This is a genomic window from Acidobacterium sp. FHG110202_01, from assembly GCF_059115305.1.
The window spans coordinates 256,817-277,383 of sequence record NZ_JBZYWJ010000008.1 but is presented as its reverse complement, the minus strand read 5'-3'; the positions used below and the strand labels follow the sequence as shown (position 1 = coordinate 277,383).

The window sequence follows — 20,567 nt, the reverse complement described above, 5'->3', positions numbered from 1 at the left end:
GACCTGTGCCCTGAGATCTGAGCCCTGTGCCTAGGCCCTGTGTGCCATGTCCGGCGAAGGCGATCCCAGCCGCCATGCCACACGCCATGCGTAGTGGAAGCCAGAGATGACGGTCAGGGCAATCGTCGCCTGGAGCGACCAGTGCCGGATAAAGAGTACCCATATGGGCGCATAGAACCGCGCCAGCAGGACGGCCGCCAGGGCCAGAATCTGTGCCACAGTATTTGCCTTGCCGAAAATGCTGGGGCGGTAGTCACGGATTCCCAGGCTGGCATAGAGGATCGCTGCTACGGCCAGGATTCCAAGGTCGCGACCGAAAACCAATACGGTCACGCGCCGGGAGATGAGTCCTTCATGATGCATCACCAGGAAGAGAGTGCTTAGCAGCAGCTTGTCCGCAACCGGATCAAGGTATTGGCCGAGCGCCGTCCGCTGGTGAAGCACGCGCGCCAGCAGGCCATCGAGAGCGTCAGTGATCCCGGCAACGACAAAGAGCGCGAATGCAATGCGGAAGCGGCCGTCCAACACGGCCAGCACCAGGAAAGGGATGATACAGAGCCGCAGAAAGGTCAGATGATTCGGAGTGGCCCGGAATGCGTTCATGCGTGCTCAATAGTGCGCTACAAAGTTTTGATGTTACAGGAAAAGCAGGGGACAGGGTGCAGCGTGCGGATTTGTTGCGGCACGGTTGGTTGCTTGCTTCCCCCTTTCGTCCAAGCAGGACGAGAATGGGCATGCATGTCTGTTGCTGTCGATGCAACTACCCCAGGTTAGCTCCGCGAACCTGGGGCACCCATTTTTGTGGCTGACGATGCGAACTGCAGGTCCCTCCGCTCCGTGCTCCGCACTCCGGTCGGGATGACAAACTAATTTTTCCTGCGCCATGTGCCCTGTACGTTGAACGCTGTTTTCTGTGCCCTGCGCCCTGTACGCTGAGCGCTGCACCCTGTATCTTGGTAGCCGATGAAATACGCGATTGGATTTCTGCTTCTTTCCTGCTCGATCGTTTCCGCGCAGTCTGCTCCTTCGCGCCCGCCGCTGACGGGCATCTCACACATCTCCGTCTACGCCGCTGACCCTGCGGCGGCGCAGCACTACTATGCAGATATCGTCGGGTGCGAAAAACGCCCCGATCCGGAGAACCCGCAGGGCGCTCGCTACTACATCAACAGCACGCAGTTTGTGGAAGTGCTTCCGCTCGCGGACAAGTCGTCCAATAACCGCCTCGATCATCTGGCATACAAAACTGCCGATGCCGAGAAGCTCCGGCTCTATCTCAAAGCGAAGGGCGTCGACGCTCCTGCCGCAGTGCAAAAAGCAAGCGACGGCAGCCGCTGGTTTGATGTGAAGGATCCTGAAGGCAACACGGTGCAGTTCGTCCAGCCGCCGGCGCATCCCAGGCCGGTCCATGCACCGAATCTCGTTGGAAATCACATCATTCACGTCGGCATGCTGGTGCACAGCCGCGAAAAAGAGGACACCTTCTACCGTGCCATCCTCGACTTCAAGCCTTACTGGTTCGGAGGCATGAAGCCTGACAAGATCGATTGGGTCTCGCAGCAGACCCCCGAAAGCCACGACTGGCTTGAATATATGCTCACCAGCGGCCCTTCCGGCGGCGGCATTCAGGATGTCTCACAAAAACAATTCGGCGTGCTGAATCACTTCTCGATCGGCGTCGTCAGCATGCAGAAGACGTTCGACACGCTCAAGGCGGCCAATCGCCTCTCCGGTCCCAACGACCACACGCAGGTTGGCAAGGACGGCAAGTGGCAGCTCAACCTCTTTGATCCCGACCAGACGCGCCTGGAGTACATGGAATTCTCCAATGTGCAGAAGCCCTGCTGCTCGGATTTCACTGCGCCGAACCCATCGCCATCGGAAAAATAACGCCCGCGCTCTGAGCGTAGTGACAAATCTCTTCGCTATGCTCAGGATCACAGCCTTAAAAAGGAACTATGCCTGACCGCCGCACATTCTTGAAGTCGAGCCTCGCAGCCGCTATGGTGGCACAGATGCCGCAAACGCCATCCACCCCGCGTAAGAACCGTATCCATCAGTCTGTTTCGCGCTGGTGCTATAAACAGATTCCCCTCGATCAGCTCTGTACCTATGCTGTGCAGATCGGACTCAAAGGCATCGATCTGCTCGATGTCGCGGAATTCGAAGTGCCGCGACGCTACGGGCTCATCTGCACCATGGGCTATGCCGGAGGAGGCACGATTCCTGACGCGCTCAATCGCGTTGAGAATCACGCAGCCATCGAAGAAGCATTTCGCAAAAATATCCCCATCGCGGCAAAGGCCGGAGTGCCCAATGTCATCACCTTCTCCGGAAATCGACGCGGCATGTCGGATGAGGAAGGCGCGCGCAACACCATCGCCGGGCTGAATCGCTTGAAGAAGATCGCGGAAGACAACGGCGTGAACATCTGTCTTGAGCTGCTGAACAGCAAACGTAACCATCACGATTACATGGCCGACCACACTGCATGGGGGGCGCGTGTGATGCATGAAGTCAACTCGCCGCGCGTGAAGCTGCTCTATGACATCTATCACATGCAGATCATGGAAGGGGACCTGATCGCGACCATTCGCGAAAACATCGATACTCTCGGTCATTTCCATACCGGAGGCGTGCCCGGCCGCTACGAAATTGATGACACGCAGGAGATCCAATATGCAGCCGTAATGCGGGCCATTGCCGATCTCAACTTCACCGGCTATGTGGCGCACGAATTTGTTCCCAAACGCGATCCGCTGACATCTCTTAAAGAAGCTGTCGATCTCTGCGACGTGTAAAACCCGGCACCCGGCCCTGCGCAGATCAGGGGCAGGTTCATACGTTTGCGCGTAACATGAAGAGACGAGCTGGAACGCCTGTATGAACCCGGTCGCAACACGCATTTCGCCACGAGCATCGTTTGAAAAGACGCTGGCCAGCGCCCGGCGCACCATGCTTCTGAGCGAGGTGATCCGCCTTGCGATCGACAGCTTCCGCGCGAGCAAGATGCGTTTCGCACTTACCGCGCTGGGCATGGTGATCGGCTCCGCGTCGCTCATTCTGGTTGTGACCATTGGCCTCACCGGCAAGGAGTACATTCTCCACCTGCTCGAGAGCATTGGGACCAACATGGTCTATGTCGAGTACTCAGGCGGAGGAACCGGCTCGGTCAATAATTTTCAAAATGATTATCTGACGCTCGATGATGAGCGCGCGGTCGTCGAGCAGGTCCCGACGGTTCTGTACTCGTCGCCCATGCTCGAGATGCATGACCGCATCAGCATCAATGGGGTTGAGAAAGAACTGCTTGTACTGGGCGTAAGCCCACAGTACCGCGATGTGCGCAACCTTAAGGTGCTTTCCGGCCGGTTCTTCGATGATGAGGACGAGAGCAGCCATACCAAGGCCGCGGTCGTCACCAAAATATTTGCCCGGGAGATGTTCGGCAGCGAAGATGCGGCGATCAATCAGAATTTTCAGATCAGCGGCATGCCGTTCACCATCATCGGCACTTTTGAAGAGAGCGTGGACACCTTCGGCCAGTCGGAGATTGCCGATCAGACCATCCTGATTCCCTACTCGGTAGGACGCTACTTTACCGGAACCGACAATGTGAAACAGATCTTCTTCACGATCCGAGACAAAAATGTGGAAGATGCCGCGACACAGATCGTGAATGTCATCAGCGCACGGCACCAGAAGAATTCGGTTTACAAGTCGAATACGCTGACTGAACTGCTGACGACAGCAGGAAAGATCGCCAACGGGCTCACCGTTGTGCTTACACTCGTCACCGCGGTCACACTGGCGGTGGGCGGCGTGGGCATCATGAACATCATGCTGGCGACAGTGCGCTCGCGCATTCGCGAGATCGGCATTCGCAAGGCACTGGGGGCCACGGCGCGCGAAATCAAGCTTCAGTTCCTGGTGGAGGCGGTCTTCATCTCGCTCTCCGGCGGAATTGTCGGCACGCTGCTTGGGCTTGCGCTTCCCTTGTCCGCGCGCATCTTTACTGATTTCCAGATTCCGATCTCTCCCTGGTCGGTGGTGATTGCCCTGGTCACATCGACACTGGTCGGAGTCGTCTTCGGAACGCTCCCCGCCAACCGCGCGGCACAGCTTGATCCGGTGGAATCGCTCAAGTACGAGTAACAGCGTACAGCGCTCAGGGGTTGAGACCTGTGTCTGGCTGGTTGCTTTCCCACCCTGTCACAAACTACGCGACAGGATGGGGCACCCTTTTTCCTGGCTACCGACGCGGAACTGCAGGTCCTTCGACTGCGCTACGCTTCGCTCAGGATGACAACATGTTTTTCTGAACGCTACACCCTGTTTTTCTGGGCCCTGAGCCCTGCACCCTGAGCGCTGTGCTCTGCACCCTGCTACTTGATCTGCGTATTCGGCGGGACCACCGCGAGCGCGATCTGCATCTGTGTGCCATCCATGAGATGGACATTCTTCCCCTTTGAGGTGAAAGTCCCTGAGTTCTGGTCATGGACGTCGCTCTTCAGATCGACTCCGGGAACGCCCTGCTGAGGCTGTTGCGGCTGAGAGGAATCTGATGACGGCATGCTTGACGCCATGCTGGGAGCCGGAGAGGACTGCATCCCGCCACCGCCGCTGCTGCCGCTCGACCCGCCGGAACTTGCACCGCCTCCGGAAGGCGATGGTGAGCTGGGCATCGCAGAGCCGCCACCGCCTGCGCTTGGCTGATTCATCATTGCGTTGGCTGGCGGCGCAATCTGGATAATCGTCGCCTTAATGGGAAGCTGCTGCCCATCTTTCGTCTGCGCCTTGTCAAACGTGACCTGGACGGTGGAATCGCCCTTGTTCTGCGAAGGCTGCACCTGGTCTATATGTCCGACGAGAATGGTGTTCTTCGGCAACTCGTTTGAGCCGGGAATCTGAACGGGATCCTGCAGTTTGGCGGCCACCGGATCGCCCTGCTTTGCTTTCTTGGCATCAATGCCCTTACTCAGCTCCGCGCGCGCTCCCACCAGTTGAATCGATTTCGTCTGAGACGCATCCGCAGCGTCCTGCGCAAGTAAGGGACTTGCCGCAAAGATCAGGGACGTGCTCAATACCCACGCACTCAACGTTTGCTTCATAAGCAGACTCCTTTATTCGTCTGATTCGTTTGTTGATTTCGTTCTTTCTCCGTTCTTTTCTTTCCCTTTTTGTGGGAAGAGCAATTACCGCATCAGCGTTGCCCGCAAAAAGCCGGTATCGCAACAGGAATCGCGTCTGCTGGTAAACTAAGGGAAGGAAATAAGTTCAGCTGACCCGTCTGCCTTTCGGCACTCCGTGAAATTTCTGAACGTTTTTTGAAGAGAAGAGGACATCTGCGCCCATGAGCACCACGATTCGCAATATCGCCATCATCGCCCACGTCGACCATGGCAAGACCACGCTCGTGGACGCCATGCTGCGTCAGGCGGGCACCTTCCGCGCCAATGAAGCCGTTGCCGAGCGCGTGATGGACTCCAATGACCTCGAGCGCGAGCGCGGCATCACCATCCTCGCCAAGAACACGGCCATCTATTACCAGGACACGAAGATCAACATTGTCGACACGCCCGGCCACGCCGATTTCGGCGGTGAAGTGGAGCGCGCGCTCAAGATGGTCGATGGCGTGATTCTTCTGGTCGATGCCTCGGAAGGCCCGCTGCCGCAGACGCGCTACGTGCTCTCGAAGGCGCTCGAAGCCAAGCTGCCGCCGGTGCTGGTCATCAACAAGATTGACCGCCCCGACGCGCGTCCGCAGGAAGTTCTGAACGAGGTCTATGACCTCTTCATCGATCTTGATGCAACCGAAGACCAGCTCGACTTCCCTGTGCTTTACACCAACGGCAAACTGGGCCTGGCGACCACCGATGTTGCCACTCCCGGGACCGATCTGCAACCGCTCTTTGAGACGATTCTGAGCGCCATCCCTCCGGCAAAGGGCGATGCGGAAGGCGCACTGCAGATTCTCGTTACGAACCTCGATTACTCCGACTACCTGGGCCGCCTCGCGATTGCGCGCGTCTTCAACGGAACGCTGAAGAACGGCGAAGAGGTCAACATCTCGAAGCGCGACGGCACGATGCAGAAGACACGCATCACCAAGCTCTTCAGTTTTGCCGGACTGAAGCGCGTCGACATCGAAGCCACCGAGATTGGCGACATCGTGGCCATTGCCGGCGTAGAAGGGATCACCATCGGCGAAACCATCACCGGCATCGAAAATCCTGCGCCGCTGCCGCCGATCATCATCGACGAGCCGACGATCGCCATGCAGTTCTCGGTCAATAACTCGCCTTTCGCCGGACGCGAGGGCCAGTTTGTCACTTCGCGCAACCTGCGCGAGCGCCTGGAAAAAGAGCTGCTGACCAATGTCTCGATCCGCGTTGAAGATACGGACAGCCCGGATGCCTTCAAGGTCCTCGGGCGCGGCGAGCTGCAGCTTGCCATCCTCATCGAAATGATGCGCCGCGAAGGCTACGAGCTGATGGTGGGCCGCCCGGAGATCGTGACGCGCACCATCGACGGCAAGGTGATGGAGCCGGTCGAGCACCTCACCATCGACATTCCGGAGAATTTCGTAGGAACGGTCATTGAGCGCCTGGGGCCACGCAAGGGCGAGATGGTCAAGATGCACAACCACGGCTCAGGCCGCGTGCGTCTTGAATTTCGCGTGCCCAGCCGCGGCCTCATCGGGCTGCGGAGCGAGCTGTTGACAGAGACGCGCGGCACGATCGTGATGAACTCGATCTTCGACGGATATATGCCCTACCAGGGAGAGATTCCGCAGCGCATGACTGGAGCGCTCATTGCCGACCGAGCAGGCACGGTCACAGCCTATGCCCTTGATGGCCTGCAGGATCGCGGCGTGCTCTTTGTACAACCAGGAGCTGAAGCTTACGAGGGCATGGTGATCGGCGAACACTCGCGCGACAACGATCTTGACGTAAATGCCGTTCGCGAAAAGAAGCTCACCAACATGCGCGCGTCGAGCGCCGACGATGCTATCCGCCTTGCTCCGCCGCGCCTGCTGAACCTTGAGCAGTCGATTGAGTTCATTGCTGACGACGAGCTGGTCGAGGTCACGCCGAAGTCGCTGCGCCTGCGCAAGAAAATTCTGCAGGCAAACCGCAGGCCAAAGCGTTACGCGAACGCCTGATAGTTTGATCCGACTGCAAACCTTACCCAGGGTTCCTGGAGCGCCGCATCCTCCCGATACGGCGCTCACTGTTCCCAATAACTACTGCAAAGCAAAGCATTTCGGCTCACCAGCGCTCTTCTCCCACTAACCACATCCGGCATTACCAACGGTGATTCCACCCACCGAATTGACCTTCCTTTCTTGTATCCGTAATGCCGCATTCATGGTGCAAATTGATACTGACAGCAGCAGGACGAGAATCCCGTAAACCCCGGCATAAGAGGTATCTATGACGGGGGGTGCCAGGAGGGGGAACATGACTGCACTGAAGCGCATCTCGTACTTATGGAAAGACTCGGAAGCAGCCAAAGGCTACACGACGGGTGTTTCCCTGCACAGTCATACCAATCAATCGAAAGAGACTCTGGATTTTCTCGCCAACCTGGGCGCGCAATACGGTTTCATGCGGCCTATTCTGCGCATGGCTGAGCGCCGGTCGCGCGAGCGCCACAATACGCCGGTCAACTATGCGGCCGCGTACTGGACACCGCCTCTGACACCGCGCCTCGCCTTTGATCTTGAAAACAAACAGATTGAAAAGAAGCTGGGGCTGATGCCGCTGGTCTCGATCACCGACCACGACAACATCAAAGCTCCCATGCTGCTGCGCACAGTAGCTTCAGCGCGGCATATTCCAGTATCGGTGGAATGGAGCGCTCCTTTCGGCGGCGACCAGGCCTTCCATCTCGGCATCCATAACCTGCCCAGCGAATCGGGCGCTTCCTGGATGAGGATCTTCGAGGAATACACGGCCAATCCGGATGAGAAGCAGCTGACCGAAATTCTCTCGGCATTGCACGAGCTGCCCAATGTCCTGATCATCTTCAACCACCCCATGTGGGACCTCTACCTGATCGGCCAGGCAAAGCACTGCCAGCGCGTCGATGACTTCATGAAGGTCAACGGCGAGTTCATGCACGCGCTTGAGCTGAACGGACTGCGTCATTGGCAGGAAAACCGCGAAGTCAAGAAGATGGCGCAGCAGTGGAACAAGCTGCTCATCTCGGGCGGAGACCGTCATGGCATTGAGCCGAACGCGAATGTGAACCTGTCCCATGCGACCAGCTTTACTGAGTTTGTCCATGAGGTTCGCTACGAAGGCCGCAGCCATGTGCTCTTCATGCCGCAATATGCTGAGCCGTGGAAACACCGCATTCTTGAATCAACACTGGATGCGATCCGCGACTATCCGGAATTCCCGCAGGGCTCGCGCCGCTGGGATGAGCGCGTCTATCATCCTGACGCGAACGGCGTTATCCGGTCACTGCGCGAACTCTGGCCTGGAAATGAACCGCCGACATACCTGAAAGTCATGCTTCAGGCCGTAAGGTTAATGGGCATCCGTCCGGTGTCCGGTGGACTGCGCTTGGCCTGGAGCGAATCACGCGAGCTGCAGTTTGCGCTCGGTGAAGAGCTGGTCTAAGAATTCACCACACTGAAGAGAAGTAACTTCCCCCTGGCGGAATGCCAGGGGGTTTTTATTTACAGACCGAGAAAGTATACCGGCGCCAGTGCCGCCAGTACGGCTCCAGCTTGCAGCACCAGCCTTCGCAACATGCCCAATGGCTGCGGATGGAGATTTTTCAAGCTGACTGCAGCGATTCAACCGCCTGCGCTACCCGCAATGTCATTGCCTCGTTGAAGTGCTTGCCCAGAATCTGCAATCCAATGGGCAGTCCCTCAGAGGATTTTCCGCAAGGCACGGACAATCCGCAAATACCAGCCAGGCTCGCGGTGACGGTGTAAATATCAGCGAGATACATGGACACCGGATCGTCCACCTTTTCTCCGAGCTTGAATGCAGGCGTAGGAGCAGTCGGCGTCACGATGGCATCCACTTCCGCAAAGGCTTTCAAAAAGTCTTCCGTAAGCAGACGGCGCACCTGCTGCGCCTTCTTGTAGTACGCGTCGTAGTAGCCCGCGCTGAGCGCATAGGTACCAAGCATGATGCGGCGCTTGACCTCAGGGCCAAATCCCAGATCGCGCGAGCGGCGATACATCAAGGAAAGCGTATTCGAATCCGGCGCTCGGAATCCGTAGCGCACGCCATCGAAACGCGCGAGGTTCGCGCTGGCTTCCGCCGTGGCGATGACGTAGTACGTGGGGATGGCATAGCGCGTATGCGGCAGCGAGATGGGCTTGATGGCCGCGCCTGCCGCGCGCAGCTGGTCAATCGCACGCTCGACCGCAGCGCGCACTTCGGCGTCGAGTCCTTCGGCAAAATACTCGGACGGAACGCCGAGCGTCAGTCCGGCAACGCCCTTGTCCAGATCGGCAGCGTAATCGGCAACCGGCAGCGGAGAAGAAGTCGCGTCCAGAGGATCGTGCCCTGCGATCACGCCAAGCACAGTCGCGGCGTCGCGGACATTGGCGGCAAAAGGCCCGATGCGGTCCAGGGACGATGCAAAGGCGATCAGTCCATATCGCGAGACACGCCCATAAGTAGGAAGAATTCCTACAACTCCACAGAAGGATGCCGGCTGACGGATGGAGCCTCCTGTATCTGTTCCCAGAGCAGCCACGGCCATGCCCGCAGCAACGGCTGCTGCCGAGCCGCCGCTTGATCCACCGGGCACGCGATCGAGGGCATGTGGATTGTGCACCGGGCCGTAAGCGGAATTCTCATTCGACGAGCCCATGGCGAACTCATCGCAGTTGAGCTTGCCCAGAATGACCGCACCCGCGGCTTCAAGCTTCTCGACGGCAGTCGCGGTGTATGGTGCAGTGTAGCCTTCGAGAATCTTCGATCCTGCCGTAGCCGGCTGTCCTTCGATATTCAGCACATCTTTAATGGCAACCGGGACTCCGGCAAGCGGAGGCAGCGGATCACCCTTGGTGGCAAGATCATCGATGCGCTGCGCCTGTTCAAGTGCGCGTTCGCGGCTCAGAGAGAGAAAGGCATGAATCTGTGGATCACGCGCCTTGATCTGCTCGAAGCCGGCTTCGGCGAGCTTAGTTGCTTTGCTGCTGCCGGATTCGATGGCATGGCGCACTTCGCCAATCGAAAGAGGCCTGGACACTGCGGTCTCGACTGTCATTACCGTTCAATCACCTTGGGGACTTTGAAGAAGGTTCCGTCTGTTTCCGGCGCATTGGCCATTACGCGCTCGCGGTCAAGGCACGGCTGTGCCTCGTCAGGACGCAGGTAGGTCTCCGATTGCTCCTCGTCGATGACCTGGCTCACCTGCGCCATCGGCTCCACGCTGGAGGTGTCCAGCTCATTCATCTGCGCGACGTGGCCGAGAATGGCATTCAGGTCGCGCAGCATGCACGTCTCTTCGTCGGCGGAGAGCTCGAGGTTTGCAAGCTCAGCCACACGCCGCATATCTTCAACCGATACGGTTCCAGTTCCGCTCATAGGCATGTAATCTCTCTTCAAAAGTATAGCGAGAGATGCAGCCTGATGGGGCTAGACGGCGCGGCTGGGGAACTCAATAATCGGCGGTGGAACGGATTGCTTTGAAAGACATGCGGTCACCGTGCACCAGATGAGGCCGAAGTCGCTCAAGCATGTAGCCCGCTGCATATATTCCCAGTCGAGCTTTGCCTTGAGGGGCTTGATCGTCCGGGCGTAAAAAATTTCGAGGCTTTGTTCCGGGATATGCCGCAACAGCTCTTCCTCACACCGGAAAGCCAGCGTGGCTGCGCCGGTAATCCCCGGACGGAAGGGCATATGCAGGCTTTCATGGTGCGGCAGCTTGGGCCTTGGGCCGATAAAGCTCATATCGCCCTTGATGACATTGATGAACTGCGGTAGTTCATCGAGCTTGAATTTGCGCAGCAGCCCGCCGACACGCGTCACTCTGGTGTCGCCCTGCACTGTAATGCAGGGACCATTCTCCGCATCGGCAACCATGGTGCGGAACTTGTAGATCGTGAAAAGCGTGCCCCAACGGCCCATGCGCTTCTGCCTGAAAAGAATAGGCCCAGGCGAATCAATGCCGATCGCGATCCCGATCAGGATCATGAGCGGGAAGAAGAGTAGAAGTCCAACCACGGCAGCAATAAAATCAAACAGCCTCTTTCCGTCCGAAAGGCTCCAAGCACCTTCGTCCAGCGGCTGATGAAGAAAGGCTCTGCTGTGCACCACGTTCGAGATCGGGTGCACTCGTATCACATCTTCCAGCAGTTCGATGCGGCCTTCCAGGCTGCTTGCAGAATTTGACTGCAAAACAACGGGAGATGAATTCATGGGCTCGTCCCTGGTACGGCAAACTCCAGTGTATTCAAGTTTTAAATTGATTCAAGTCTTTCAAAAGAAAGTGAGTAAAAATAAAAAAGATTTCAGAAATTTTATTCTATTTAGACTTCGCGAGCCGCCGGACCGTAAGTAACCGGAGTGAGTTGATCCGGATGCCTTCCCCGTAACCATGACAGCCTATCTGATCGTGATTCCTTAGACGCAGAACTGGTTGCCAGAACCTGTAAAGAGCATTATTTTGCACCCTTTACAGCCCTAAAGTCACCAAAAAATTTCCTACTTGTGCACAGAGTGCTGCAGTGGTTGCCTCGATATTCGAAGAAGCGCAAAAATTTACACTGCATTCATATTCCCGCTTTTGCATTCGTTCGTTAGAGTGCATTGACTACAGCCGCACCCAGAGCAAGCTGGGAGAAAAGCTGTGACCAGTCGAGGAACCCACGCAGAATCGTCGGACGGAAAGTCTTCTCCGGCACAACAATTGAATCTCCAGGATTGATCCGCATGGCTTCAAAGGAATTTCCCCATAAGCTGCTGTTCGTCGTCCGGCTAATAACCGAACCGTCAGCGCGAACAACAAAGATATATTTCTTGTCGGCATCGCGGTTTGGACCACCCGCCATCTTCAGATAATCGCCGACACGACGGTCGGGCTTAAACATGAAGGAGTTCTGGTCGTAGACCGATCCAACGACATTCACTGTGGCCGGTCTTGGCGGTACAACAAACACATCGCCATCTTCGAGCGGCAGATCAGGCAAACCGTCTACTCCGGCAGCATCCGGCTTAATCTGCAGGACAATCCGGCCAGTAGCGCGCAGCTGATGCAAGCGGTCCAGCAGATCGCGGGCACTTGTCTGAGCAGCTGCGGCGCTGGCGACGTCCTGCGCCGAAGCTGCTGACGCAGTACCGGCGAGCAATCCTCGTTGCATTTCCAGTTCCAGCTTCTGGACGTATTCATCCAGCCGCTGCTGCTGCAGCACGCGCGTCGATTCGCGGGTAAATTCTGAACCGTAGAGATAGGCCCCCGGCGTCAATCCTCCAGCCCTCTCAACAAGCTGGCGCAGCGTTTCGCCGGGCTGCACGCTGTAAATTCCGGAACCGGCAAATTCGCCCTCGAGCCGTACAAATTTTGTCTGCCGAACGAGAGGTACGCGAATATCGGCCTGCGAGAAGACAGTTACTACATCGCCAGGCTGTAATTCGAGATCCTGCGAAGGATCGTGTTCCAGCACCAGCTTTCCAAGGTTAAACGGAACCAGGGTTGTTTTCAGCGTGGCCGGGTCCATGCGTTCAATCACCGCATAATCCCAGTTGATCTCCGGCGCCGAGAGCTTGACGTCATTCCTTCGCGTTGCCGCGGCAGTGTTCTGCGTAACCACCTGGTTCTGGCGGCCGGCAAGGCTTCCGCTGCCGGTCAACTGCGCCGGATTCATCGGCTGCCCATTGGGATTCTGCTGCTGAGGATACTGCTGATTCGTATTTGTGCCTGTCGCATTGCTCTGCGGGGATGTCTGAGCCCCGGGCAGAATTGCCGAATACTGCTGATCTCCCTGCAGATAGACATTTCCCTGCGAGTATGGGTATTCATTCACAACCCGGTTGTTTTGACCGGGCTGGTTCGGCTGCCCCTGCTGGCCCGGGGTCTGGCCGACGACGCCATACTGGCCATTGGGCAGGCGCTGATAGTTGTTCTGCATCTGCCATTGCTGATAGGACTGCCGCGACTGCAGATCGACAGGATTTGACGGCTGATACTGCACCGGTCCTGCAACGTAGGGCTGAAATTCCGGCGTAGGAAGGCCGAGCTGTGCACGCCGCCAGTAGTAGTCGCGGGTGATGAGGGATTCTCGTTCGGGAATCAGGTCGCTCAGCTTCATTCCCGGATGCCAGGCAAAGCGTCCGGGATTGGCAGTGTTTCCGCGCAGCGTCACTGTCTTTTCATATCTTGCGGGAGTGGAAAATATGCGTAGAACATCGCCATCACGCAGGGGCGTCCCTAACCCTGTAGCGTTAAAGGCCACTTCCATGGCTTCGCGCGCGTGACGGCCGTCGGCGCGGTCAATGGAGATGCGCGCATCCGCTGCAATGGTCGATTCTCCGCCCGCATACGAAAGCAGCTGGCTGATAGACGTCTGTTCATTGAGCAGCTCGAAAATGGCGGAGTGATGGACACTGCCGGTGAGCGCGACCTGTGGCCCTGTCGGGGGGATAAAGATCACGTCCCCGGGCAGCAGCTGGACGTCCTTCGACTTGTCGCCATGGATGAGCAGATCGTAAAGATCGAAGTCAGTAATCGTATTGCCCTGGCGCTTGAGCTGGATGTGGCGCAGAGAACCCTCGCTCGATGGGCCGCCGGAGGCAAAGAGCGCGTTCACCAGTGTGCTCAGTGCGCTGACTGTGTACGAACCAGGACGCCGCGCCTGCCCGACCACAAAAATCTGGATGGAGCGGACCTGGCCTATATCGACCGTAAGGTCGAAATTACGATAGACGCGCCCGATTGCAGAGCGCATATGCTGGTCAAGCGCAGAAAAAGGAAGGCCGGCAACATGGATGTTTCCTACCTGGGGCAGATAGACTGCTCCGGTGCGGTCGACGCGCACGTCGGCATTGAAGCTGATCTGGCCCCAGACGCGGATACGCAGCGCATCTCCAGGACCAATCACGTAATCAGCTGTAACCGGTATCTCGTCGAGCGGCGCAAAGGTCGAGGGCACATTGCGGAACAGGTCCGCGCCAAAGATCGGGAGCACCTCGCCTGTTGTTCCAGCCACAAATTTCTGGAATTCGGTGAGCGGCTCCGGCGGCAGAGGAATGCTCTGCTGCTGAAGGTTCGTCGTCCTCTGGTTTGCATTGATTCCCAGGTCCGTATAGGACCGCGAGTTCAGCGGCGATCCTGTAGGAACATTTCGCTCTCCCGCACCATAACCACCCAAACCAGTGCCGCCCAATCCATAACCATAGTTGCTCTGATAGCCGCCGCAAATAGGGGTTGAGGCATTCGCCGGATCGGAGCAGTCCAGGGTTTGTTGCCCCTGCTGCCCCATGGACTGGGAATATGCCCCGCCTGTGCTCTGGGAATAAGGATCGTTTGTGCTCTGGGAATACGCACATGGCATGGCTGCCAGCAGAGACACAACCAAGGGAAGAACCAGTCGCTTACGCATATCAAAAGCAGCCGCATCCGGTCACTTCCGTTGCTGGCCTGCGTATCTACTCCTTAAAAGAAAACGAATGACATCAGAGCACTGCTTGCAGTGTAGAACCTTAGCAGCGCGAATGAAAACACATTGACGTCATGCAGGGTTGACCAAAGCGGTTACTGTTTTTCAACCACGTGCACAAGAAACTTCATCGAACCATGACCTGCTCCACAAAAGCGCGAGCAGGTTCCGGGAAAATCGCCTGTCTGCTGCGGCGTAACCGTAACTTCCACCTGTTTGTGCTTCGGCATGTCTTCGCGAATGCCCAGTGCCTTCACCGCCAGCCCGTGATCTACATCGTCTGAGACGAGGACGAGCTTCACTGCCTCACCCTTTGTCAGCGTAATCTCCTCGGGTAAAAACTTATAGCGTTTGGCATGGATGGTGACGGTACGCGTAGCCTCGGCGTAACCGGAATGGACAGCAAATAGAAGTCCTGCGATCAGGATGGCAAAGATTGCGCGGCGGAAATGATTCACAGACAGGAAGCCTTAAAGAACCTTGATTTTCAATCCTATTGTACAGACTGTTATTGGACGGTCAGGGTAACGGAGACGTTTTTCTCGAGCCCTCCCATAGCTGCCGTAATGTTTACGGTGTATACGCCGGATGGCGTAGTCGGTCCCGACGGCCCGTCTCCGCCTCCCGAAGAGCTCGATCCTCCGGAAGCATGCGTGCCACAGGCCACGGAAGTAAGCAGAGCCAGCGAGACCAGGCACAGCATCATGCCGCGCAGCAGGTTGCTGCGTTTTCTCAATCCCCAGAAGACGCAGGGTAGCAGAGCGGCAAAAGCAAGGCTCACTTTGAATGGAGTGATAAGGGAGCTTGTGCTGCTAACACCCGTTGTCACTGTGATCGTCGCGCTTCCTCCGCCGCTTCCAAAAGACAAGGGCGAGGGACTAATGGCGCAACTCGCATTCTGCGGAGCGCCGGAGCAACCCATCGTCAGCGTGCCCGTCGATCCGTTCAGGGAAATCACCTGCACGTGGTAGGTAGCCGTCTGGCCGGTGACGATCACTGCCGACGTCGATCCTTGCACAAGCAGCTGAAAGTCTTCTCCCGTTCCAGCAAGGGGAACCGTAAACGGCGCGAATAAATTGGAAGCTTTGACATTCAGCGTGCCGCTGCGCAGTCCCGCTTGAGACGGCGTAAAGGTCAGGCCTAAGTTGCATGATGTTCCCGGAGGCAGGATGCCGCTTGCCGGGCAGCTGTTCGCGGCAATGGAAAAATCAGCGGCTCCGGTCAATGAAGCACTCAGCCCGGTTAATGCGAAGCCCCCGTTATTGGTGATGGCAATGCTTTGCTGGCTGCTGGCTATGCTGACGCCCTGCGGGCCGAAGTCCACCGACGCCGGCAGTACCGATACCCCGGGAGGCGCAAGGCCGGAACCGGAAAGAGTGACGTTCTGCACTCCAAGTGCCGTGCTCACCGTGAGTGCTCCGGTCTGCTGCCCGATATGTTCCGGCACAAAAGTCACCAGGATGGCGCACGACGTATGCCCGACAAGAAGAGCAGTGCAGTCATTCTCGGCAGTAAAGTCGCCTGAAATGGAAACAGCAATCTGGCTGAGGGCGACATCGCCGTTATTCGTAAGCGTCACCACCTGCCCACTGCTCTTTTCCCCGACCATGATCGCTGGGAAGGTCAGGCTCATGGGCGACAGATTTGCCGTGGCGGGCAGCTGCCCGCTGCCGGCAAGCTGCACCGTCTGCGTGCCCTCATCGTCTTTGATCGAAAAGACCCCGGTGCGCGTTCCCGAGGCTTTAGGGGCGAAGACAACAGCCACGGTACAGCCGAAGTTGGGCGCCAGCGATGACGGGCAGGTGTTGGCGCTGATCTGGAAATCTCCGGTGATCGTGGGCGACTGCAGACCGACGCCGACTTCGCCTGTATTCGAAATGGTGATGTTCTGGGCCTTGGTCGTGGTTCCCACCAGGGCATTTCCGAATGCAAGGCTCCCGGGCAGAAGCACAATATTGCCGGCCTTCAATCCAGTCCCGGAGAGCGCTGCCGTCACCTGCCCTCCTGACAACAGGTTGCCATAGACTGTCAGCGTCCCCTGGATAGCTCCTGTCTGCTGCGGAGCGAAGCTCACCTGAATAGCGCATGTCGCAGCGGGCGCCAGCGGCTGCGTGCAGTTGTCGCTCTCGGTAAAGTTTTCGCTCACGGCAATGTGCGAGACCGTCAGCGTGAAACCTCCGTTATTTGTAACCGTCATTGTCTGTGCGCCGCTGGTTGTGTTCTGCTGCTGCGGAGCAAAGCTGAGCGATGACGGAGTGAGCGTAGCCGAGGTCATCTGCGTGCCCGCAGTGAGGAGCGGTATCTGCCAGATGCCCCGGCCATAAGTCGACGCCAGCAGAAGGCCTGTGCTCCCGAAGTTGACATATTTCAACTGCATCACCGGCGCATACGGCAATCCCGTACCAAGGCGGCTCCAGCATGGATTGTTCGTATTCGTGCAGAGGTCGACATTCTGCGTGGCATAAACGCCTGTATCGGTGGCCACGTAGACCGTCTCCGCATCGTTGGGATCGACCAGGACACTGTTTGCTGGAGCATTCGGCAGGGCGCCGGCCAGGGCGATCCAGTGAGCACCGCCATCCTGGGATCGAAACACCTGCGCAACATTGAAACCTGCCGTTGCAAACCCCTGCAGAGTGACATAGACGGTGTTTCCTGTTGGATCGTGCGGATCGACATAAATGCTGGATACATCAAAGCCGCCGGGGTTGAAGCCGGATCCCGCAATGTTGATCAGGGGCGACAATGTCCAGTCACTCCACGCCGGCTGTGCCTGCGATGCGCTGTCCACTGTCGCGGAATACACGTGGCCGGCTATCGTTGCCCCGCCGTCCACTCCCCCCGCCATGCCGGCATAGACGACTTCTTTTGTGCCCGATCCTCCGGAGGCCGCCAGCGAGCGAATCTGCGCATTGCCATTGCAAACGCCGTTCTGCTGGTCTTTGTCCAGAGGAACGCTGATGGCATCGGCCGCCAGCCAGCCCTGCCCGTTCGCCGGACCGCGCCACACGCGGCAGGTTCCGACGATGATGTTCGCCGTATTCTGCGGATCGAGAATCCATGGCGCCGTTCCAGTCAGGCCGTAACCGTCGTTCCCGACCTGAGCGTTGCCGATCACCGGCGATCCGAAATCTGTTTTGTTGCAGGACTCCCCTGCCGTACAGCGATTGATCGCGACAGGAGCAGCCGAGGTCGCATACCAGTTTTGCGGGTCTGTGGGATCAATGGCGTTGTAGTCGCCTTCGCCGTCGAGAACCTGTTCCCACGCGCCTCCACCATGGGAGGACGCAGCGGTCCCGAAGGGCCCCATCGCCGCCATGAGTACGCTCGCATCCTGCGGATGCACGGAGAACGCTCCCACCTCGGCAATCGAGCCCAGCCCGCCGTTCAGGTTGTCGAAGTGCGCCGCATCATCCGCAGAACACCGCGGCTGCTGCTGGTTGACTGTATCGGTGGTGCGCCACAGACCGCCATCCGTGCCAAAATACATCAGCTTCCTGGTAACGCCGAAGGTCGCATCGATGGCATGCAGTGACGGCGCGACTTTAGCTGCGGCACAGCCATCGGTATTCGTCGTGTTGCGCCAGACGCATCCGTTCAGAAGACTGCATCTGTAGAGATCCTGTGTTCCGACAAAGAGCAGGGTGTCCTGCTGGGCGGGCACGGCAGCCAACGAGAGATCATAGTCGCCCTCCGGGATGCTGCCGCTGCTCTCAATGGCCGCATCATTGATCTGTTGCGAAAAAGTGACCGCCGATCCGCCACAACTCCCGTTGCAGACATCCTGCCAGAGTCCCTGGTCAATCTTGCTGTGATCGACTGTAATGGCGAACATATCGCCGGTCACAGGCTGGGTGACGATGGTTCCGCGAAAAATGGGGCAGTTCGGCGACCCGACTCCTGCATTGGCCGGACACAGCAAAGTGGACAGATTTACCCCCGGCTGGTTCTGGAGGCGAGTAAAGGTCATGCCGTCTGATGATTCGTAATATCCGTGATAGCGTACGGCAGCATAAAAACGCTGGCGCACCGGGTTCCAGGTCACCGAGGTTGCCGCGCTGCCGGGGTTCCCGGAGCCGGAAAAATTAGAGGCCTGTACCGTCGCCCCGGGTCCATCGGTGATCGTCGCCAGGTACCAGGTCTTCCCCGTATCTGTAGAGTAGTAAAGCCCGGCAAAGCTGTTGTCCGTGCCTGCATCGACAGCCAGGCCTTCGGTGGAACTCGAAACCGCAGCCACCACCAGCCCGGGAGTTGCGCCGCTCCAGGCAAAACCGGAAAAGCCTTCTCCCACAAAGGTGTATTTCCTGATCAGGTTGTCTACCGCCTCTGAAATCATGCACCAGGTCCTGCCCCCATCGTCCGAACGCAGGAGCCCCATTCCGTAGTAGGAATCGAGTGAATCGTTGGGGTCGCCCGTGCCCGCAAGGATCACGCCTGTGCCCCCGGGCTGAACTGTAACCGCTCCGATACTGAGCGATGGGACGGGTGGCGTAGCGCAGCCGTTTGAGTTCGGCAGCGTATCCGTCAGCGGAGCGAATGAGACTGAGCCGGCATTCCCGGCGGCATTGGTCGATTTCCAGACACCCCCGCCTGTTGTGCCTACATAAACCGTGTTGCCGCTCGAGTCTGCGGAATCAACAGCGATGCTGGTCACGCGTCCACTTACCAGGCCGAAGGCGCTTGTCTGGAGAGGCGAGGGACCGACGGAAGTCCAGGGTGAGGTGAGTGACGACGAACTGTCCGCCGTAGCCTGCCGGTCTTCTATGCGTGCACGGCGGAGCAGTTCCGCCGGGTTTTGACCGCTGCCTGCCAGGGCTGAACTGCCCGCCCTTCGCTGAGAGAGAAAATTGCGGGAGCGCTGAAGCTGAATTTGTCCGGCGGATGGAGTGGAAGCCATCTGGGCCGCCAGAGACAGGCTCACCAGCGTGCTGAAAAAAGCCCGGAGGGCCAGCTTCCACAACCAATTCTTCGCCATGGGCTTCTCTATCCGCGTACAGGCCCGGAAAGAGGCTTCTGCGCCCGCGAGGAGCGCAGAAGCTGTTCCAATGACTTAGCTATGTTGCGGAAAGTGGCTTCATTATGCGTGAAGCATATCGCGACGCCAAGTTACTTCAGTTTGGCGAGTCGAAAGCGGATCAGGCGATGGTGAGATCCGGATATATCTGAAATGTCTGGAGATTTCCTCTGCGAGAACCTCTGTGCTCTCTGTGTCCCAACAACCTCTCTCTGCCGCGTAGATGCCTTGTCAATGATTCCAAAAGTAACATTTTGCCGTAAATGATTGGCTCCAAATGATAATCGTTGCAACGGATAATGACATGAGATTTCCTCTCTTTTTGATATCCTGAAAGTAAGACCGAAATAGAAAGCCCGCCTGTATTGGCGGTTTTTTTGTCTCCCGGAATCAGGACTTTACCTGGAACCTGCTTGTTTTCAATATTTTGCCGCATTGAAAACAGAGGCCATGTGTTTTCAAAGACTTAGCGCCTCCCCGGGGGGAGGGGGTGGACACCGTAAAAGTGAATCAGCTCCAGCGAGAAACAGCGGCCCAAAGGCCGCCGTTTTACGGATATCTTGAGTTTCGCTCTTACCAGAGCCCCCATGCGCGGCTGATGTAGTCGGTCAGCGACATGGTGATGAGGATCAGGAAGGTGAAGAATCCAGCCGCTACGGTCAGCTTGGTCAGGCGCGAGCTGTATTTCACGTGCATGAAGAAGAGGATGACCAGCACCGCCTTCGCGCAGGCAATGGCAATGGCAAGGATAGGATTGAAGATGCCAAGTTCCAGGTAGGATGCGATCACGGTCAATGCCGTGCCCACCAGCAGCGCGCCGAAAATCGCCAGATACACCGTCGGACTGACGATGTGGCTCTCATGCTGCGTTGGCTCGTTATCGAGTTGTTCTTGATGTGTCAATTCAGACATCGGCTT

14 protein-coding genes are annotated in these 20,567 nt (G+C 57.6%); 5 read left to right on the top strand and 9 right to left on the bottom strand.

Going from position 1 to position 20,567, the window contains the following annotated elements; genetic code table 11:
* Nucleotides 1-30: 30 nt before the first annotated feature.
* The gene (locus AC5S16_RS17835) at nt 31-603 is read right to left on the bottom strand and encodes a CDP-alcohol phosphatidyltransferase family protein (protein ID WP_493931458.1); all 573 of its coding nucleotides are present in this window, start codon (nt 601-603) and stop codon (nt 31-33) included.
* Between the two features lie 360 nt (nt 604-963).
* On the opposite strand from AC5S16_RS17835, the gene AC5S16_RS17830 reads away from it, so the two are divergent.
* From AC5S16_RS17830 to AC5S16_RS17820, 3 genes are all read left to right on the top strand, one after another.
* A complete protein-coding gene (locus AC5S16_RS17830) occupies nt 964-1,890 on the top strand; it encodes a VOC family protein (protein WP_493931457.1) in 927 nt (308 codons plus the stop codon).
* 68 nt (nt 1,891-1,958) lie between these two features.
* Nucleotides 1,959-2,801 carry a hydroxypyruvate isomerase family protein gene (locus AC5S16_RS17825; protein WP_493931456.1) on the top strand — a complete coding sequence of 281 codons (843 nt, stop codon included), beginning with the start codon at nt 1,959-1,961 and terminating at the stop codon, nt 2,799-2,801.
* 82 nt (nt 2,802-2,883) lie between these two features.
* Complete coding sequence (locus tag AC5S16_RS17820; protein ID WP_493931455.1) at nt 2,884-4,155, top strand: ABC transporter permease; 1,272 nt, start codon at nt 2,884-2,886, stop codon at nt 4,153-4,155.
* A 230-nt stretch (nt 4,156-4,385) separates the two neighbouring features.
* Here the strand turns inward: AC5S16_RS17820 and AC5S16_RS17815 are convergent, their stop codons facing one another.
* Complete coding sequence (locus tag AC5S16_RS17815) at nt 4,386-5,111, bottom strand: hypothetical protein (protein ID WP_493931454.1); 726 nt, start codon at nt 5,109-5,111, stop codon at nt 4,386-4,388.
* Nucleotides 5,112-5,353: 242 nt separating this feature from the next.
* On the opposite strand from AC5S16_RS17815, the gene typA reads away from it, so the two are divergent.
* Together typA and AC5S16_RS17805 are read left to right on the top strand one after the other, a co-directional pair.
* On the top strand, nt 5,354-7,165 hold the full coding sequence (typA, locus tag AC5S16_RS17810) for a translational GTPase TypA (RefSeq protein ID WP_493931453.1): 1,812 nt from the start codon (nt 5,354-5,356) through the stop codon (nt 7,163-7,165).
* Between the two features lie 298 nt (nt 7,166-7,463).
* On the top strand, nt 7,464-8,630 hold the full coding sequence (locus tag AC5S16_RS17805) for a hypothetical protein (RefSeq protein ID WP_493931452.1): 1,167 nt from the start codon (nt 7,464-7,466) through the stop codon (nt 8,628-8,630).
* A 160-nt stretch (nt 8,631-8,790) separates the two neighbouring features.
* Here AC5S16_RS17805 and gatA read toward each other — a convergent pair whose 3' ends face one another.
* The 7 genes from gatA to AC5S16_RS17770 form a co-directional block, all read right to left on the bottom strand.
* Complete coding sequence (gene gatA / locus AC5S16_RS17800; RefSeq protein WP_493931451.1) at nt 8,791-10,245, bottom strand: Asp-tRNA(Asn)/Glu-tRNA(Gln) amidotransferase subunit GatA; 1,455 nt, start codon at nt 10,243-10,245, stop codon at nt 8,791-8,793.
* Nucleotides 10,245-10,565, bottom strand: a complete 321-nt coding sequence (gatC, locus tag AC5S16_RS17795) for an Asp-tRNA(Asn)/Glu-tRNA(Gln) amidotransferase subunit GatC (RefSeq protein ID WP_493931450.1) — start codon at nt 10,563-10,565, stop codon at nt 10,245-10,247. Before gatC ends, gatA begins: the two co-directional genes overlap by 1 nt.
* A 51-nt stretch (nt 10,566-10,616) precedes the next feature.
* A complete protein-coding gene (locus AC5S16_RS17790; protein WP_493931449.1) occupies nt 10,617-11,399 on the bottom strand; it encodes a sugar transferase in 783 nt (260 codons plus the stop codon).
* Nucleotides 11,400-11,779: 380 nt separating this feature from the next.
* Complete coding sequence (locus AC5S16_RS17785) at nt 11,780-14,578, bottom strand: polysaccharide biosynthesis/export family protein (protein WP_493931448.1); 2,799 nt, start codon at nt 14,576-14,578, stop codon at nt 11,780-11,782.
* Nucleotides 14,579-14,730: 152 nt separating this feature from the next.
* Nucleotides 14,731-15,093, bottom strand: coding sequence for a cupredoxin domain-containing protein (locus AC5S16_RS17780; RefSeq protein WP_493931447.1), 363 nt, complete (start codon nt 15,091-15,093; stop codon nt 14,731-14,733).
* 50 nt (nt 15,094-15,143) lie between these two features.
* Entirely contained in the window at nt 15,144-19,610 is a 4,467-nt protein-coding gene (locus tag AC5S16_RS17775) for a choice-of-anchor D domain-containing protein (RefSeq protein WP_493931446.1), read from the bottom strand.
* Between the two features lie 612 nt (nt 19,611-20,222).
* Nucleotides 20,223-20,561 carry a cytochrome C oxidase subunit IV family protein gene (locus AC5S16_RS17770; RefSeq protein WP_493931445.1) on the bottom strand — a complete coding sequence of 113 codons (339 nt, stop codon included), beginning with the start codon at nt 20,559-20,561 and terminating at the stop codon, nt 20,223-20,225.
* Between the last annotated feature and the right edge of the window lie 6 nt (nt 20,562-20,567).

Coding starts and splice junctions, on each gene's coding strand:
- typA (WP_493931453.1), top strand. CDS start 5,354: ATGAGCACCACGATTCGCAATATCGCCATCATCGCCCACGTCGACCAT.
- AC5S16_RS17770 (WP_493931445.1), bottom strand. CDS start 20,561: ATGTCTGAATTGACACATCAAGAACAACTCGATAACGAGCCAACGCAG.
- AC5S16_RS17815 (WP_493931454.1), bottom strand. CDS start 5,111: ATGAAGCAAACGTTGAGTGCGTGGGTATTGAGCACGTCCCTGATCTTT.
- AC5S16_RS17805 (WP_493931452.1), top strand. CDS start 7,464: ATGACTGCACTGAAGCGCATCTCGTACTTATGGAAAGACTCGGAAGCA.
- AC5S16_RS17825 (WP_493931456.1), top strand. CDS start 1,959: ATGCCTGACCGCCGCACATTCTTGAAGTCGAGCCTCGCAGCCGCTATG.
- AC5S16_RS17820 (WP_493931455.1), top strand. CDS start 2,884: ATGAACCCGGTCGCAACACGCATTTCGCCACGAGCATCGTTTGAAAAG.
- gatC (WP_493931450.1), bottom strand. CDS start 10,565: ATGAGCGGAACTGGAACCGTATCGGTTGAAGATATGCGGCGTGTGGCT.
- AC5S16_RS17830 (WP_493931457.1), top strand. CDS start 964: ATGAAATACGCGATTGGATTTCTGCTTCTTTCCTGCTCGATCGTTTCC.
- AC5S16_RS17835 (WP_493931458.1), bottom strand. CDS start 603: ATGAACGCATTCCGGGCCACTCCGAATCATCTGACCTTTCTGCGGCTC.
- AC5S16_RS17785 (WP_493931448.1), bottom strand. CDS start 14,578: ATGCGTAAGCGACTGGTTCTTCCCTTGGTTGTGTCTCTGCTGGCAGCC.
- AC5S16_RS17775 (WP_493931446.1), bottom strand. CDS start 19,610: ATGGCGAAGAATTGGTTGTGGAAGCTGGCCCTCCGGGCTTTTTTCAGC.
- AC5S16_RS17790 (WP_493931449.1), bottom strand. CDS start 11,399: ATGAATTCATCTCCCGTTGTTTTGCAGTCAAATTCTGCAAGCAGCCTG.
- gatA (WP_493931451.1), bottom strand. CDS start 10,245: ATGACAGTCGAGACCGCAGTGTCCAGGCCTCTTTCGATTGGCGAAGTG.